This window comes from Paenibacillus sp. S-12, from assembly GCF_030363895.1.
GTDB lineage: Bacteria > Bacillota > Bacilli > Paenibacillales > Paenibacillaceae > Paenibacillus_B > Paenibacillus_B alvei.
Genome location: NZ_JASIUF010000009.1, coordinates 25,136 through 42,423 on the forward strand (window position 1 = coordinate 25,136; position 17,288 = coordinate 42,423).

The 17,288-nt window shown below is 46.2% G+C and carries 14 protein-coding genes; 13 read left to right on the top strand and 1 reads right to left on the bottom strand.

Features of this window, described 5'->3' with window-relative positions:
- Positions 1–7: 7 nt before the first annotated feature.
- From NO352_RS09265 to fabG, 5 genes are all read left to right on the top strand, one after another.
- The gene (locus tag NO352_RS09265) at positions 8–574 is read left to right on the top strand and encodes a hypothetical protein (protein ID WP_289355440.1); all 567 of its coding nucleotides are present in this window, start codon (positions 8–10) and stop codon (positions 572–574) included.
- Between the two features lie 17 nt (positions 575–591).
- Positions 592–1,563, top strand: coding sequence for an LCP family protein (locus NO352_RS09270; protein ID WP_289355441.1), 972 nt, complete (start codon positions 592–594; stop codon positions 1,561–1,563).
- A gap of 37 nt (positions 1,564–1,600) precedes the next feature.
- Entirely contained in the window at positions 1,601–2,776 is a 1,176-nt protein-coding gene (ftsW, locus tag NO352_RS09275) for a putative lipid II flippase FtsW (protein WP_171419395.1), read from the top strand.
- A complete protein-coding gene (locus NO352_RS09280; RefSeq protein WP_268600347.1) occupies positions 2,751–3,887 on the top strand; it encodes an FtsW/RodA/SpoVE family cell cycle protein in 1,137 nt (378 codons plus the stop codon). Before ftsW ends, NO352_RS09280 begins: the two co-directional genes overlap by 26 nt.
- 151 nt (positions 3,888–4,038) lie before the next feature.
- The gene (gene fabG / locus NO352_RS09285) at positions 4,039–4,818 is read left to right on the top strand and encodes a 3-oxoacyl-ACP reductase FabG (protein WP_289355442.1); all 780 of its coding nucleotides are present in this window, start codon (positions 4,039–4,041) and stop codon (positions 4,816–4,818) included.
- A 108-nt stretch (positions 4,819–4,926) separates the two neighbouring features.
- On the opposite strand, the gene NO352_RS09290 is transcribed toward fabG, so the two are convergent.
- Positions 4,927–5,466, bottom strand: coding sequence for a recombinase family protein (locus NO352_RS09290; protein WP_289355443.1), 540 nt, complete (start codon positions 5,464–5,466; stop codon positions 4,927–4,929).
- Between the two features lie 167 nt (positions 5,467–5,633).
- Between NO352_RS09290 and NO352_RS09295 the strand changes: the two genes are divergently transcribed.
- The 8 genes from NO352_RS09295 (at position 5,634) to NO352_RS09330 (ending at position 17,232) form a co-directional block, all read left to right on the top strand.
- The gene (locus tag NO352_RS09295; protein WP_289355444.1) at positions 5,634–7,100 is read left to right on the top strand and encodes a SulP family inorganic anion transporter; all 1,467 of its coding nucleotides are present in this window, start codon (positions 5,634–5,636) and stop codon (positions 7,098–7,100) included.
- A gap of 254 nt (positions 7,101–7,354) precedes the next feature.
- Positions 7,355–7,801 carry a GNAT family N-acetyltransferase gene (locus tag NO352_RS09300; protein ID WP_005549163.1) on the top strand — a complete coding sequence of 149 codons (447 nt, stop codon included), beginning with the start codon at positions 7,355–7,357 and terminating at the stop codon, positions 7,799–7,801.
- 175 nt (positions 7,802–7,976) lie between these two features.
- Positions 7,977–8,537: a GNAT family N-acetyltransferase gene (locus NO352_RS09305; RefSeq protein WP_289355445.1), complete on the top strand. Its 561-nt coding sequence runs from the start codon at positions 7,977–7,979 to the stop codon at positions 8,535–8,537.
- An 81-nt stretch (positions 8,538–8,618) separates the two neighbouring features.
- Positions 8,619–9,677, top strand: a complete 1,059-nt coding sequence (locus NO352_RS09310; protein WP_289355446.1) for a right-handed parallel beta-helix repeat-containing protein — start codon at positions 8,619–8,621, stop codon at positions 9,675–9,677.
- Between the two features lie 199 nt (positions 9,678–9,876).
- On the top strand, positions 9,877–10,680 hold the full coding sequence (fadH, locus tag NO352_RS09315) for a 2,4-dienoyl-CoA reductase (RefSeq protein ID WP_005549157.1): 804 nt from the start codon (positions 9,877–9,879) through the stop codon (positions 10,678–10,680).
- A 235-nt stretch (positions 10,681–10,915) separates the two neighbouring features.
- Positions 10,916–13,444: a GH39 family glycosyl hydrolase gene (locus tag NO352_RS09320; protein WP_289355447.1), complete on the top strand. Its 2,529-nt coding sequence runs from the start codon at positions 10,916–10,918 to the stop codon at positions 13,442–13,444.
- A 166-nt stretch (positions 13,445–13,610) separates the two neighbouring features.
- Entirely contained in the window at positions 13,611–14,924 is a 1,314-nt protein-coding gene (locus NO352_RS09325) for an MFS transporter (RefSeq protein ID WP_005549154.1), read from the top strand.
- Positions 14,917–17,232, top strand: a complete 2,316-nt coding sequence (locus NO352_RS09330) for a beta-glucosidase family protein (protein WP_289355449.1) — start codon at positions 14,917–14,919, stop codon at positions 17,230–17,232. Before NO352_RS09325 ends, NO352_RS09330 begins: the two co-directional genes overlap by 8 nt.
- Positions 17,233–17,288: the final 56 nt, after the last annotated feature.

Below are 17,288 nucleotides of genomic sequence, written 5' to 3' on the forward strand. Positions count from 1 at the left end.
TGGATAAATGAGAAGACAGAAGATGCGGCAAATATGGATATTGGGGTTGCTCATGTGGACAGTTGGTTGTGGAGTTCCAGCTGCACCTATCGACCTCATTCAGCCACCACTTCCCGCAAGTCATAGCCATGATGCTGTTGTTCGGCGGGCACTGCCTGACGGCTCCCGATTATTAATCCCAAAGCATGGGGGAGGGAATACCGGTATATCGTATGGAGATGTCGATGGGGATGGCCACGATGAAGCTGTTATCGTGTATGAAGAGAATGTACGTAATGAGAAGACGCGCAAGGCGGCCTTGCTCAGATACGAAAATAAGCAATGGAACATCGTGTGGGATACGAAGGGCTACGGATACGGACTTGATTACGCTAGCTTGACTGATGTCAACAAGGACGGCTTGCCCGAGATTGTATTAGGCTGGACAATGGGCGGCGACGAAAATGGTCTTGATGTATATACATGGCAGGACCAGGCGTTGAAGTTATGGGACAAAAAAACATACAGTGGACAGATTGATTTCGATGTAAATGCCGATGAGAAATCAAGAAATCACATAAGAAATAGGGAATGAAAGAGAAAGGGGCAACAATGAAAATCAATAAAAAATGGATAATCATTTCGCTGGCATTTCTTCTCGTAGTGACAGCGACGGTGGGATATCTATGCCGCAAGCAGATTGCCCTCATGACCTTCGATATGTTTTTATCGAAGCAGGTGGAGAAGAAGCTGGAGGAAGCGTATAAGCCATTAACAATTAAAAATCCATTGGTGCAAGATGAGCCCTTCTCGGTTCTGCTCCTTGGAATTGATCAGCGGGACAAGGAAATAGGCCGATCAGATTCAATGATTTATTCTGTCGTGAGGCGCAAGGAGAATCGGATTCTGTTATTGTCCATTCCACGTGACAGCTATACCGAAATTGTAGGAAAGAACAAACAAGACAAGATCGCCCATGCGTATGCGTTCGGCGGAGCCAAAATGAGCGTTGACAGTGTAGAGCATCTGCTGCAGCATCCCGTGACCCATTATGCAGCCATCAACTTCACAGGATTTAAGAATGTTGTGGATGCGCTAGGTGGGATTGAGTTACCGATAACAAAAGATATTGTCAATAAAAACTGGAATCATGACAAATTCAGAATTGAAGCGAACAAGCCCATTTACAACGGTCTCGAAGCTCTTAACTATGTAAGATATCGCGAGGATTCCGATATGGATCGCATGATGCGCAATCGAATTTTTTTACAGGCCATAGCGGAACGTGCGGTTCAGTTGGATAAATTCAGCCATATTCCTGAACTGCTTGGCATTGCGGGCGAGCACTTTACAACAGACATTTCTCCATCCGATATGATTGATCTGGCCAAATCCATCTTCATGAAGGACACTCTCCCTCAATTCACAACCTATGCTTTAGATGGAGAGGGGATGATGAAGCACGGTATTTGGTATTACAACCTGGACGAAGGGGATCTGGCATATGCGCGCGAGCTTATCGCGAATTGGCTCGATCCTGCGGTAACAGCTGAGAAGTTGATGGAGCCCCGATCCAAAAAGTAATTGAACTCACCCCCGTGCAAGAACGGAGGCATAGCTGATGGAACCGACAATGAAAAAAGGCCGCCCAGACTTCCTGTTGTTATTTACCGTCGTGCTGCTTGCATGTTTTGGCATGGCGATGATATTCAGCGCAAGCTCCGCATTGGGCAGCGTGAAGCATGATAATCCCTGGTATTATACATCCAAGCAAATCAAGTTTGCCTGCATTGGACTCGTCGGTATGTTCGTCATGATGAATATTCCCATTCGCGTGTGGAAGAAAACAGCGCCTTATTTGCTGCTTGTTTCTATTGTCCTTCTGCTTGTCGTTGTGGCGGCAGGCAGCAGCATGAATGGAGCGAGAAGATGGATTGTTGTAGCTGGATTTCAGTTTCAACCGGTTGAATTCACGAAGCTGGCACTCATCATGTACATATCATCTCTAATTAGCAACAAGGGAGAGCGTATCCAAAGCTTTAAGAAGGGGCTGCTGCCCATTCTTATCGTAGTGAGCTTCATCTCATTGCTTATTATGAAGCAGCCCGACTTCGGATCTGTTCTCATGCTATTCTTTATTTGTCTAACTGTTATTATCATTGGCGGCGTTAATTTACGTCAGTTAGGCTTATTATTTATTGGAATTTCGCCTGTAATGATCTATTTGGCAGTAAGCCAAAGCTACCGCTTTAAGCGCATCGCGTCTTTTATGAATCCTTATGAGGATCAGCAAGGCTCAGGCTATCAACTGATCCAATCCATTTATGCTCTTGCTCATGGTGGAATGACAGGAACCGGATTCGGACACGGTATTCAGAAGCTATTTTATCTTCCAGAAGCGCATACTGATTTCATTTTTGCGGTCATCGGAGAAGAGTTCGGCTTTATCGGCGCATGTATGGTGGTACTCGGCTTTTTCATCTTGGTTGTAAAAGGCTTCATGACAGCGCTGCGAAGCGATGATCCCTTTGCCATTATGCTTGGAACCGGAATTGTCAGCATGATCTTTATTCAGGTTATGCTTAATTTAGGGGCAGTCACCGGACTTCTTCCAATAACCGGTGTTCCGCTTCCCTTCATTAGCTACGGGGGATCTTCCTTACTTTTATGTATGGCAAGCACAGGCATTATCCTCAGCATTTCTCGTGATAACTATCGAAGACGGCAGCAACAGGGCTACGGTCGGAAAGGAAATCAAAAGGAACAGAGCTATGATCATATTTTTGCGCAAACTTAGTAAGATCGATAAGTTTACTCTAGTTATTGTAGGATGTCTTATTGCGATTGGTACAATTGCGGTATATGAGGCAACATTTCAAACGAAGCTGCATGGCATACATGTGAATAATATCGTGCTGTTTGGCGTATTTTGCATTCCAATGCTCTTGCTTGCAACCATTGACTACAATCTATTAGTTGGGAAGCTATCATATGTCATATATGGGTTAGGGATCCTGCTGCTTCTGCTCGTGATGTTCAAGGGTGAAAATATTAACGGTGCAGTTCGGTGGCTGAGCATTGGAAGCTTTCAGCTCCAACCGTCTGAAATGATGAAGATCGCAACGGTACTGCTAGCAGCGCATCTTTTGCAAAAGCGGGGAGGGGAGCAGCTCCGCTTGCTGTACGATATCGTGCCGTTTGCTCTGGTGTTCCTTCTGCCCACCGTTATTATTATGAAGCAGCCGGATTTAGGCACTGCGCTCGTATTTATTGCTGTTATGCTAAGCATGCTGTGGATGGGGAACGTTAAGGCTCTTTACATGGTCATTTGCCTGTCCGTGATCGCAATTGCAGTAGGAACGATTTGCTGGCTTTATTTTGCGGATTATGAGTTGCTCGCGAAGCTCGTCAAGCCCCATCAGATGTCAAGAATTCAGACCTTCCTTGATCCGACGAGCGATCCTGATAAATCTTGGCATGTGAAAAATGCAATGAGCGCCATTGGGACTGGGGGCTTAAGCGGGAGCGACGGGTTTTATATGGATAGAGGCTTCATTCCATATGCATATTCGGATTCCATCTATGTTGTCATCGGTGAAAAATATGGATTTCTAGGTTCATCTGTTCTGCTGCTGCTGTATTTTATGCTGATCTATCGTATCGTCCTCATTGCCAATACAAGCATGAATCTAGCGGGAGGTTATCTTGTAATTGGCTTAGTGGGCATGATCGTATTCCAAGTGTTCGTCAATATCGGCATGCATATCGGACTTGTCCCGCTAACAGGCTTATCTTTGCCATTTATCAGTTATGGAGGCAGCTCCATGCTAACGAATATGCTGACAATTGGCTTAGTGATGAGTGTGCACATTCATAAGGATACCGTCCCTCTCCAAATGTCTGGATAAGAAGCAGGTTTCAAACTTCGAAGGATTCTTTATGAGTGTTTAAGTGTTCATAAGTCAAGTTGCCCCCGCATTTGGGTATGTAGTACGATAACAAGGAATCTAAGTGATGGGATATTGTAGCACATATTGAAAAGGATGGGGGCACATCTACATGCTAACGCCACTGAAGGATAAGACGGTTGTTGTGACCGGAGGAAGCAAAGGAATCGGCAAAGGAATTGCGAGAACCTTCGCTGCAAAGGGGGCGAACGTCGCAGTTGTTGCACGCAGCCTGACAAAAGCGATGGAAACCGTAACGGAAATCCAAGAAAATGGAGGCATTGCTCATGCTTTCGAAGGCAATGTCTCCGATTTGGAGTCGATGAAGTGTGTTGCGAACGAAACGGCAAGTACTTTCGGGGGGATTGACGTGCTTTGTGCCAATGCCGGTATTTTTCCGAATGCGTCGATTGAGGAGATGACCGGAGAGCAGTGGGATCAGGTGATGGACACGAATGCACGCGGGACGCTGTTTTCTCTTCAAGCTTGCTTGCCTTTTTTGAAGAAAGCGGAGTACGGCCGGATCATTGTTACCTCTTCCATTACGGGGCCGGCCACCGGTTATGCCGGATGGTCGCATTACGGTGCGAGTAAAGCCGCTCAGCTTGGATTCATGCGCAGCGCGGCGCTTGAGCTTGCGCGTTACCATATTACAATTAACGCCGTCATGCCCGGTAACATCATGACGGAAGGCTTGAAAGGCCTTGGGGAACATTATCTGAATGCGATGACGGCGTCCGTTCCGCTCAAGCGGCTCGGAAGCATCGAAGATATCGCTTACGCCGCTCTTTTTTTGGCTTCGAAGGAGGCCGGCTACATTACGGGTCAAACCATCATCGTTGATGGCGGTCAGCTTCTTCCAGAGTGTCTGGAAGCGATGGGGCAGAACTGATATAATTGATAGAATTGGCAAGAACATACATGAAAAAAGACGCCTCCATTCCCACAAATTCAGTGGTTTCGGAGGCGTCTTTGCACGTCTATAGGAACCGAACTATCATTAATTCTCTAAATATCGATAGAGGGTCGACTTACTAATACCCGTTTCATTTTTAATGTCAGCCAAAGTATATTGCTTGCTCTCGTACATGGTAATGGCTCGTTTTACATTTTCATCAGGCTTGCGCGGACGTCCGGTAACTGCTCCATTGCGCTTCGCCTCATACATGCCCTGTCTTGTCTTCTCACTAATGACGTCACTCTGGAATTCCAGTAAATGCGTAACCATCAATCTGAAATTGGCACATGATTCCTTTCGTGTATCGATTTCTTCCTGCAATGAGCAGAAACACGACTGCTTTTCATCGAATAATTCGAGCATTTCCATGAGATGTCGCGTTGAATCTGCCAAGCTGTACAGCTTCGACACCATCACGGTATCACCAGGTTGTAGTTGATGTGCCATATCATATAATGCGACTCTTCTCTTGGCAGAGGAGTGCTCTTCCTGAACGATTCGATCACATTTGTCCTCCAGCAGCTTCAACTGTTCCTCACAGCTATCATCTTCAAAATAAGGCCTTATGTATCCGATTATCACCTGATTCGCTCCTTTATCAAAGCTACTCTCATCATATCATATCTCAATTTTGAAATAAAAAAAGTCCCAAAATGGTTCCATTTAGAGGCTTGCCGTGATACACTGTTGCTATTGTTTTATAAGTTGTTTCTAGATTTGTATTGAACATAAGTAAGAGGTGTGAAATTGTGGGGGAAAAAATAAAACAACAATGGTTTTCTAATGTAAGAGCTGATTTGCTGTCAGGAATCGTGGTCGCTCTAGCACTCATTCCGGAAGCTATCGCATTTTCGATTATCGCAGGTGTAGATCCGATGGTGGGCCTATATGCTTCCTTTTGCATTGCCGTCATCATTTCCTTTGCCGGTGGAAGACCAGGCATGATTTCAGCAGCCACAGGAGCGATGGCGTTGGTAATGGCGCCTTTAGTAAGGGAGTATGGCTTGCAGTATATGCTTGCTGCAACCATTCTAACTGGAGTTATTCAATTTATTCTCGGTATTTGTAAAATTAATAGACTTATGAAATTTATCCCGAGAGCGGTCATGATCGGGTTTGTAAATGCACTCGCCATACTTATTTTTATGGCACAGGTGCCGCACTTCTGGGGAATTTCAACGATGACCTATGTATTCGTCGGTATCACATTACTGCTTGTATACATGCTGCCTAGATGGATTAAATCCGTGCCGGCTCCCTTAATTGCAATTGTACTACTGACAAGCGTATCTATTTTCGGCCATGTTGAGCTCGGGACTGTTGGGGATCTGGGAAATATTCAGCAATCCTTGCCGTCCTTCCTTATTCCCGATGTGCCTTTTACGCTCGACACAGTGATGATCATTTTACCATACTCCTTTGCTATGGCCTTGGTCGGGTTATTGGAATCACTTCTAACCTCCACGATCATTGATGAAATGACGGATACGGGAAGCGACAAGGCAAGAGAAGCAAGAGGGCAAGGAATTGCCAATATGATAAATGGGTTCTTTGGAGGTATGGCAGGATGTGCCATGATCGGGCAATCGGTCATCAACGTCAAATCAGGAGGCCGCAGCCGATTGTCTACATTCGTTGCGGGCACATTTTTAATGTTCTTGATTCTCGTGCTCGGCGAGTTGGTCGTTCAAATTCCGATGCCGGTGCTAGTCGGCATTATGATTATGGTATCGATAGGCACGTTCGATTGGTCATCTTTTACGTATATGCGCAGGGCTCCTATAACTGATGCTGTTGTTATGGTGGCTACCGTCATCATCGTTGTAGCTACGCATGATTTATCCAAAGGTGTCATTGCAGGCGTATTGCTGAGTGCCGTGTTCTTTGTTGCGAAAATCTCTAAAATTAAGGTTGTTCAAGAGAACGATGGGCAGTCTACAAGAATTCAGGTTACAGGCCAACTATTCTTTGCTTCTACAACAAGCTTCGTGAAGGCGATTGATTTCAATTGCCAATCCAATCATATCGAGATTGATTTCACTCAGGCACATATTTGGGATGACTCAGCCGTTCATGCAATCGATAAGGTGCTTAACAAGTTTCGTGAAAATAAGAAGCAAGTAATGCTGACGGGCTTGAACTCGTCTAGTCTGCATATGCTGCGGACATTATCTGGAGAGGCGCCTCTTCATGAGACATTCCAGCAAACAGCATAGAATCAACATGAAATTTAAAAGATAAGTATTCAGATAACTTGAGCGCTAACTAATGGAATGAAAGCTTGCCGATGCTGATTTGACTATTTCCAAATATAGCTTGTAAAATGATGGGTAGCTGGAAAATTGATGTTGTAATCGATTCGAATGGCAAAGGGAGAATGTGTGATGTCGTATATGGGTTGGAGCCGTGTAATTAAGATCATTAATAAATTAGGGAAAGGAGCGTGATAAAAAAATAGGAGGATTGTTTTATGAAATACAGAAAAGCGACAGGAAATGATCATGAGCTTATTTTGAATTTGTGGGATAGATCCGTAACCGCTACCCATCATTTTTTGAAACTCGAGGATAAGCTGGAAATTCGCGAAGAAATCCCTTTGTATTTTCCTCATCTTGATGTGCGTCTTTGGTTTGTTGAAGGCTCTTTCGTCGGATTTTCGGGTACTCATCAGAACCATTTGGAGATGTTGTTTTTAGATCCCGACAAGAGCGGAAGAGGGTACGGAACACAAATCATTCAATTGCTTATCAAGGAGTTTGGGGTAAATTCAGTTGATGTCAATAAAGATAATGAGCGTGCAAAAATGTTTTATTTGAAAAATGGTTTTTCGATCGTAAACGAGTCGCCAACGGATAGTAGCGGACGTCCTTATCCGATATTGCATTTGAAACTGCAGCAAAATCGCATTTCAAGGTAATCATTGGCATAATAGTACACATTACACATTTCATTTAGTGATAGGAAATAAGTTTTATAAAAGGATGAGTCATGAGAGGGTCATTTCCCTTGCTTAAAGACTCATCCTTGTTTGTTTTTAGTTAGAAAATATGCTTGGTTCTAGCATGCTGCACCTTAATTCAAGGAGGATATAAATGATAATAGATGATAAAGAATTCAACATGAATGGTCTTTGTTATACGATTCGATCTGCGGTAAACAGCGATGCGATAGCGTTATCTGCAGCAAGAGTGCAAATTGATGGGGAGACCGAAAATATGGATCGCGAACAAGGTGAGGCTTTCATCGATGCCAGCGGATTTGAACAAATCATCAAATCGGACTCCGAGAGCTCAAGAAATTTGTTTCTCGTTGCTGTAGTGCAAAATCGTATCGTCGGTTTTTCGAGATGCGCGGGAACTTATTTGAAGCGATTCTCACACAAAGTCGAATTCGGAGTATGTGTATTGAAAGAGTATTGGGGATACGGCATTGGCAAAAACCTGATGCAGCAGTCGATTGCATGGGCAGAAGCCAACGGGATTAAGAAAATTACGTTGAATGTACTGGAAACGAATGAAGGTGCGATTCACCTTTATAAAAAGCTCGGTTTTGAGGTAGAAGGAATTTTAAAAAAGGACAAGCTCTTGTCAGACGGCCATTATTATAACACGATCGTAATGGCACGATTTACAGCCGAAATACAGCCAAGCTAGCTATATCTGCTGCAATTGTATCGAATGAACCCTCTGTCAGAAAAGTATAAATAAGTACCAATACGATGAGGAGGAATGGAGATGCAAATAGCTGATCTGCGTTCGCTGAAACCAGAACGAGGATGGCTGTATGGCCTGATTTTTTTACTTGTGATTAGCTTAGCACCAACCCAAGCTTTAGCTTGGAGCAGCATTGCTGGGGAACCATTATCAGCAACCGTCAGGGGTGATGCGAAGGAGATAACTTGCAATACGACATCCTGTCTATCCAAGGCATTGAAGAGGATTACTCCAGGGAGCTCAATCGTGCTTGCGCCGGGAATATATAAGGGCAGCTTTTCCTCAGACATTAACGGAGCATTTGGCCAGCCTATTGTAATTCGCAGTGCTGACCCTAGCCATCCTGCTGTACTATCCGGAAATTCAACCTCATCGGGTTATGCCATGCGGGTACGAGGCGATTATTGGGAGATACGCGATCTTAAATTCACGAATGCACAGAAGGGGATCATCCTGGATCATTCCAATTATTCGCTCATCACTGATGTAGAAGTGTACAATACGGGCATGGAAGGCGTCCATTTTCGAGACGGCAGCTCGTTCAGTACGATTCAGAATTCAAGCATTCATCATACCGGCAGAACTGCACCAGGATATGGGGAAGGGGTATACGTAGGTTCTGCCGACGGCGCAGGCTATAATCAAGCCACCCATCACAATACGATTCGAAATGTTGTGTTTGGCCCGCAAGTGACCGCTGAACATGTTGATATTAAGGAAAGAACGTTAGGAACAATAGTAGAAAACTGTATTTTTCACGGCGAAGGGATCAGCGGAGCCAACTATGCAGATAGCTTCATGGATGTGAAAGGCAATGATGCGATTATACGCAATAATGTGGGATATCAGGAGGGCAATCACACGATCATAGATGCATTCCAGCTTCATGAGGTTGTCACGGGATGGGGCAGCAACAATATCTTTATCAATAATAAAGTACATATGGACAATTCGGAAGCCTATGTCATTGCTGCCTACAATAATGCCAATGCCAAAGCTGCCAATACGATAAGAACGCCGTCTGGGAATATGTATAAAGGAAATATTACTGCATATGTAACCGATGTTCAATTGAAGTGAGAAGGAGAACGTTTACAGATAAATCTTCATGTGGTAAGGTGAATGTAAATATATGTAATGTATGCGATTGCATATAAACAGCAGGAGTAATAACGATCGGATAAGTTAACAGCCCCTTAGATGCTGCTCCAAATTCCGATCTGCACAGCATGGAAGCGGAAACCTGTGTACGATGAAGCAAATAAGGGGGAAAGCAGAAATGGAGCAAGATCTTTTACAGGGTAAAGTGGCTATCATCACGGGAGGATCGTCCGGGATGGGGAAGGATATGGCCTTCTATTTTGCACGTCTTGGAGCCTCGGTCATGATTTGTGGCAGAAGTATGGAACGTTTGCGTCCAGTCGTTGAAGAAATCACATCGCTTGGAGGCAAGGCACAGGCCTATGAGTGTGATGTACGCAATCCCGAAATGGTGCAATCCATGGTGAATGAAACGGTGCAGACATGGGGCGGCATCGACATTCTCGTAAATAATGCGGCAGGCAATTTCGTGTGCAGGGCCGAAGATTTGTCCGTGAATGGTTGGAACGCGGTGGAGAATATCGTGCTCAACGGAACATGGTACTGCAGCCAGGCAGTTGGAAAACAAATGATTGCAGCTGGTAAAGGAGGCGCGATGCTTAATATTGTTGCCAGCTATGCATGGACAGGAGGCCCAGGCGTCGTGCATTCTGCTTCGGCGAAGGCTGGAATTATTGCAATGTCGCGCACGCTTGCTTCGGAATGGGGGAAATACGGAATACGCATCAACTGTCTTGCACCCGGTCCAATTGAAGGAACAGGTGGAATAGAGAAGCTGATGGCCAATGAGCAAATGAAGGAAGCCGTAATTGATAACGTCGCACTAAAGCGATTAGGAACGAAGGAAGAAATCTCATCTGTCGCCGCATTCCTGGTGTCCCGATATGCTTCATACATAACGGGCGACGTGATAACCGTGGACGGCGGAAGCTGGCTGGATAAAGGCTTTCTTCACCAATGGGAACGTACTGGAGCAATGTAAGACATCATACCCTGCTGATCATGGAAATTAAAAACTGTTGGACGTATACAAAAGCGACTTCTTTATGGGGAAGTCGCTTTTTATTATGCCTGTCAGGAAGTGATCGATAGGGATGAATCAATATTGTGTGTATGTTAGAACACGATTTTTATTTGCATCTGATTTTCTATAAAATAAAGAATATGGAATGAAGAATGAGATTTAGCTCAAAGCGAAAGCAATGGAGGAGACATCGATGAGCAATCCGATATACGAACTCATTGAAACGGACGAGGCATTGCCCTTCGACGTTTCATTGCACAGCGTGAATTATGTGCCCAATCACTGGCACAACAGCATTGAAATCATATTCGTGCTGCAAGGCAACCTGGAGGTGACTTTGCACGATCAACAATATTCTTTATCGGAAGGCGATGTATTGGTGATCAATCAATGTCATGTACATGAAGTCATCGGGCTTGGCGTGAACATCATTGCCACGTTCCTTATTCCGCTAAAATATATAAAGGAGAATATAAACGGGATAGAAGGCATCAATTTCGCGTGTTATTCGCATAGCGCAAGCAAGGAACAGAAGTCCGCTCTGGATCGTCTTCGCCAATGCCTGGCGGAAATGGTTCAGTTGAAATATAAGAAGGGCGAGGGGTACCAGCTTGATATGCAAATATGCATGCTTGGCGTATTCTCCATTCTAATCAAGCAGTTCAAACGTCCTGTCTTGGAAGGGAAAATAAATGAGAAGTATATGGAACGCATGCTGCGGATCATTACGTTCATTGACGAGCATTACCAAGAGCCGATAACACTTCAGGCGATTGCAGAGAGAGAATATTTGTCAGTACCCTATCTTTCCAGATTTTTCGGCGATAATATCGGCGTGAACTTTCAGTCTTACTTAACCAGCATACGCTTGAAAAACGCGGTCGAGGAGCTGCTCCGCAATGATGATGCGCCAATAGCGGATATCGCCATGATGCACGGCTTTCCAAATGCGAAGTCCTTTTATGCCGCCTTCAAACAGAAATATCGTATGACTCCGAGCGATTATCGCAAACAATATCGGCCGCATACGGGAAATAAAGAGAAGCCTCTTTCATCAAACTATTTATCATTTAATCAATCAAATGCCCTTGGGATTATTAATCAATATTTGCGGCGCACTCCGTCCATTGGTACAGCAGAAATACGCAAGGTAGAGCATGAGACCTACGAGGTGGATGCATCCGCTCTGGGTCGTCCTGTCCAGCATACATGGAAAAACCTGATTACGATCGGAAAAGCCAAAGAAGGACTTCATGCGGATGTACAGGAGCATTTGCGTCACATTCAACGCGTATGTCCTTTTCGACATTTGCGTTTTCACGGCATATTCGACGACGAAATGATGGTTTACGACGAGGATGATGCGGGCAGGGTTCACTATAATTTCAGATTTGTCGACCAGCTTTTCGACTTTTTACTATCCATTGGTTTGAAGCCGTTTGTAGAGCTTGGATTTATGCCATCTCTTTTGGCGGCCAACCCGAGCAAAACGGTATTTTATAAAAAGAGCTGTGTTAGCCCTCCGAAGTCGAACGCTATATGGTGCGAGCTCGTCGAACGATTCCTGCGCCATTGCATGAATCGTTACGGGTTCGAAGAGGTGGCAAGCTGGAAGTTTGAATTTTGGAACGAGCCTGAGTTGCTGGCATTCTGGCCGGGAACCATAACCGAGTATTTAGAATTGTACATGCGTACTTACCGGACGCTGAAGGGCATATCTTCTCAGCTGCAAATAGGCGCCCCCGGCCGCATTATTACTTTTCGCTCGAACGAGCTGAACGATGTCTTTTTTGCATACTGCAGGGAACATGACTGCTTGCCTGATTTTATTCCGCTACATTTTTATCCGCATGACAATCTGGAGGATATTCGCAGCAAGGAGCAGTTGGATCAACGGTGTCCATTGCAGACTTATCGCAAGCTGCTGGAGGAATTCAGGGGGATATCGTCCAATCCGGATTACCTGCGGGACATGCTATCTCGGGAAAAGCGATTGCTGGCCGAGCAAGGGCTAACCGACAAAAAACTGTACATTACGGAATGGAATTCTACTGCCTATCATCGGGAATTAACCAATGACACCCTATATAAGGCCGCCTATATTGTCAAAAATGTTATTGATAATTTGGACAGCATTAACGGTTTCGGCTATTGGGTACTGAGCGACAACATCGAGGAGACAGCGGCCTCGCCGCACATATTCCATGGGGGACTCGGTCTGATCGCTCAATTCGGCATTCCGAAGGCGGGCCTCATTGCATACGAGCTGCTATCGAAGCTGGGGGAACGTCTCATTGCACGCGGAAATGGGTATGCCGTAACAGCAGGGCGGGGCGGGTATCAAGTCCTTACCTTCAATTATTGCCATTTCGATGACCTATACGCGCTGGGAGATACATCCTTCATCGATATGACGAACCGATACAATGGCTTCAAAGATGAGAAAACGATCAAACTTAGCATTGTTATGAAAGGAATACCGAGCGGGAAATACCGAATGACAACCTATGCGCTCGATCGGAACAATGGAAGCAGCTACGACCGTTGGGTAGGGATGGGGGCGCCCGAATCGCTCACATCCGATGATATCAAATATCTGAAGGCCGGCTCTCGACCGCGGTTGGAGGTGCGGCAAATAGATATCGACGGCGGCTCGATAAACCATATCTCCGTATTGGAGCCTCATGGCGTAGAATTTATGGAACTTCGTTCGATTTACTGATGTTTGTGTTCATTTTTAACCTGCGCGGCATATCTCATGACAGCGTTACCAAAAAAGACATTAAAAATAGCTATAAAAGTCTGCAAAAAGCCACCTGCCTGAAGCCGGTGGTTTTCTTTATAATGATTTATGTAAGCGATTTCAAACATCTCTAGGAGGCAATAACATGACTGAACCAAGAGTAAAAGGGCAAGTCAGAACCCCGCTAGGCAGATTAACGTTTGGAATTATACTCGGATACGGCTGCATGATGCTTGGACTCATGACCCCCGCCATGCTGCTGTTAACCTTTAAGATGATAGAGATCGATCCGAATGGATACACATCATCTTATGGGCTGATTGCCGGAGTGGGCGCGTTTTTTGCCTTGATCGGCAACCCGTTGGGCGGGGCGCTTAGCGATCGGTCGAACAACGCTTTCGGCCGGCGGCGCACTTGGATGCTCATTGGGCCGCTTGTCGGCTGTGCCGCCTTATTCTGGGTCGGGTATGCGACGGAAGTGTGGCAAGTGATGATCGGCTGGGCGATCGCTCAACTATTTTTTAATTTTGGCATGGCTGCTTATACGGCACTCATTCCGGATCAGGTCAAGGAAGAAAGACAGGGTACGATTTCAGGGATCGTCGGACTTATCCTGCCTGCTGCCGTATGCATCGGCATGGTGCTCATGATTCTCATGAACGGCGCAACCTCTGACGTAAAGTGGTTGTCGCTCTCCATCATCGGCATCGTTGGTCCGATCATAAGTTTATTCGTCATTCGCGACGGGAAGGTTGAGATTATCCAGACCGAAAAACGAAAAGAAACGTTCGGCGAGAAAATAAGCAAAATTTATCCCAGCCCAAGGAAATTCCCTGCATTTACGTGGGCAATCATCTCGAAATTCCTGCTTATGATGGGTTATTGCAGCACGTTATACCTTACGGTCATGCTCGTGAACCGGATGGGTTACACGGAAAGTCAAGCAACGAACAGCGTCGGGACGCTCAATATTGTCTGCTTGATCGCTTCGGCTGCTACCAGCATTGTAGGCGGCATTCTGTCCGATAAATTCAAGAAACAGAAACCTTTCTTGTATGGTTCGGCTTTCATCATGGTCGTAGGCATACTGTTGTACGCCTTCATTCCGGAGTATACCGCTTATATAATCGCGTCCGCTATTATCGGCCTGGGCTTCGGCTGCTTTAGCGCCGTCGATATGGCATTGGTCGCTCGGATTCTGCCGCGAAAAGAAGATGCCGCCAAGGACTTCGGCCTGATGAACGTTGCGAATGCACTGCCGCAGTCCATTGTGCCTGCGATTGCGCCGCTGCTGCTAGGAGTGGGGGGCTGGACGTTTTTCTACATTGTATTAGCGATTTGCGTGGTGCTCGGCATGCTTGCCGTTAAGCCATTGCCTGAAGTCGGAAGTTCGAATGGTCGCATACAAACAGATAATCACATTACAGCACCGCAAATGGGAGGTTTATCGCATGAATAGAAATGTACACGACATTATGAAGCAAATGACGCTCGAAGAAAAAGCAAGCCTTTGTTCGGGGCTGAACATGTGGCAGACCAAAGCAGTAGAACGCCTCGGCATCCCATCCATCGTCCTGACGGACGGGCCGCATGGACTTCGCAAACAAGCCGATCCTGCGGACATGTCGAGCAAAACGGTACCGTCGACATGCTTTCCAAGCGGAGCAGGTCTTGCCTCTTCTTGGGACAGACAATTGATTGAAGAGGTAGGTCAAGCGCTTGGAGAGGAATGCCAAGCTGAGGGCGTTCACATTATTCTCGGGCCGGCTGTTAATATTAAACGTTCTCCGCTTTGTGGACGCAACTTTGAATATTTTTCCGAAGACCCGTACCTCTCATCGGAAATGGGAACCCATCATGTATTGGGCGTACAAGGACAGGGGGTCGGAACCTCAGTCAAGCATTTTGCAGCCAACAACCAAGAGACACTGCGCAATTCCATTAACGCGGTCGTCGACGAACGAACATTGAATGAAATTTATTTGCGCAGTTTCGAAGGGCCAATCATCGACGCTAAGGCGTGGACGGTCATGTGTGCCTACAACCTGGTCAACGGCGATTTCTGTTCGGAAAATCCGTATCTGCTTACAGAGATATTGAAGGAAAGATGGAATCACGAGGGTTTTGTCATGACGGATTGGGGAGCCATTAATGAGCGGGTGAAAGGATTGAAGGCAGGTCTAGAGCTAGAAATGCCTTACGCTGGTCCGGAACGCGATCAGATGATCGTGGATGCTATCCGCTCCGGCGAGCTGGAAGAAAGCGTGTTGGATGATGCAGTGGAACGGCTGCTGAAGGTTATCTTCCATACGATCGACAATAGGAAAGAAGGCTTCATTTACGATAAGGAAGCGCATCATGAACTGGCACGGAGAGCGGCAGGAGAGTGCATGGTGCTGCTTAAAAATGACAATGCATTGCTGCCGCTCAACACCAAGCAATCTGTTGCCGTGATCGGAGCATTTGCCGCAACTCCTCGTTATCAGGGTGGGGGAAGCTCGCATATAACGCCTACACGTCTGGATGCAGCGCTGGATGCGATATCTGCGCTAGCCGAAAGGGGAGTGGCGTATGCGCCTGGGTATTCTCTGATGGAGGATGTCATCGATGAAGCAATGATTGCGGAGGCCGAATCGATCGCGGCGCAACAGGATGTCGCCATCATTTTTGCAGGCTTGCCGGATGCGTTCGAGTCGGAAGGGCTGGATCGCACGCATCTTAATATGCCGGCTTCGCAGTGTGCGTTAATCGAACGTGTAGCAGCCGTACAGCCGAACACGGTCGTTGTTTTGTCCAATGGCTCGCCGATCGCAATGCCGTGGCTGAACAAGGTGAAGGCTGTGCTCGAAGGTTATTTGGGTGGACAAGCAACAGGCAGCGCAGCGGCGGACGTGCTCTACGGTTTCGTGAACCCGAGCGGCAAACTTGCGGAAACGTTCCCTTCATCATTGGAGCAGACACCGTCTTATCTAAACTTTCCTGGCGGCAAAAACGAAGTATTCTACGGCGAAGGCATTTTTGTCGGTTACCGTTACTATGAAGCGAAAAAAGAAAAACCGCTATTTCCATTTGGTTATGGACTAAGTTATACGACGTTCGCGTATGAACGAATCCATATCGACAAACAGAGCATGAAGGATACGGATACCGTGACCGCAACTGTAACCGTGCGCAATACAGGCAGCCGTGCCGGAAAAGAAATTGTGCAGCTATACGTCAAGCCTTCGGACAGCTCTGTAGTCCGTCCGATAAAGGAGTTGAAGGGCTTTGCGAAGGTCAGTCTAGAAGCAGGCGAGGCAACGACGGTGAGCTTTACGCTCAATAAACGATCCTTCGCTTACTTCAATACCGATATTCATGATTGGTTCGCTGAAACGGGCGATTATGAAATCGTAGTCGGTCCGTCATCCGCAGACACGCCGTTATCGGCAAGCATTCATGTCCGTTCGACGGAAATTCCATTCTCGAAGGTAACCCGAAATACGAAATTTCATGAGCTGCTGGCAATTCCGGCTACGACTCAATTTGCCAAAGATGCGATGAAGGAGAGCATGGCGAGCTTGGAGCACATGGGAGCCGTCTTCGCAGAGGGCATGGGCGATGAGGGCATCGCACAACTGCTGAAAGCTATGAAAGAATGGAAGAAATATGATGGAATTCGCTCTCTGACAGGAATGCTGGGAAGCGGCATGACGGATGCTCAGCTGAATCAGATAATTGGACAACTGAATGAGACCTTAGGGTTAAAGAATGCTTCGACGAAATAAATCCCTGTGGATGCTTGCTTAGCAGCGGTGGAATCAAATATAGAAAATCGCATGGG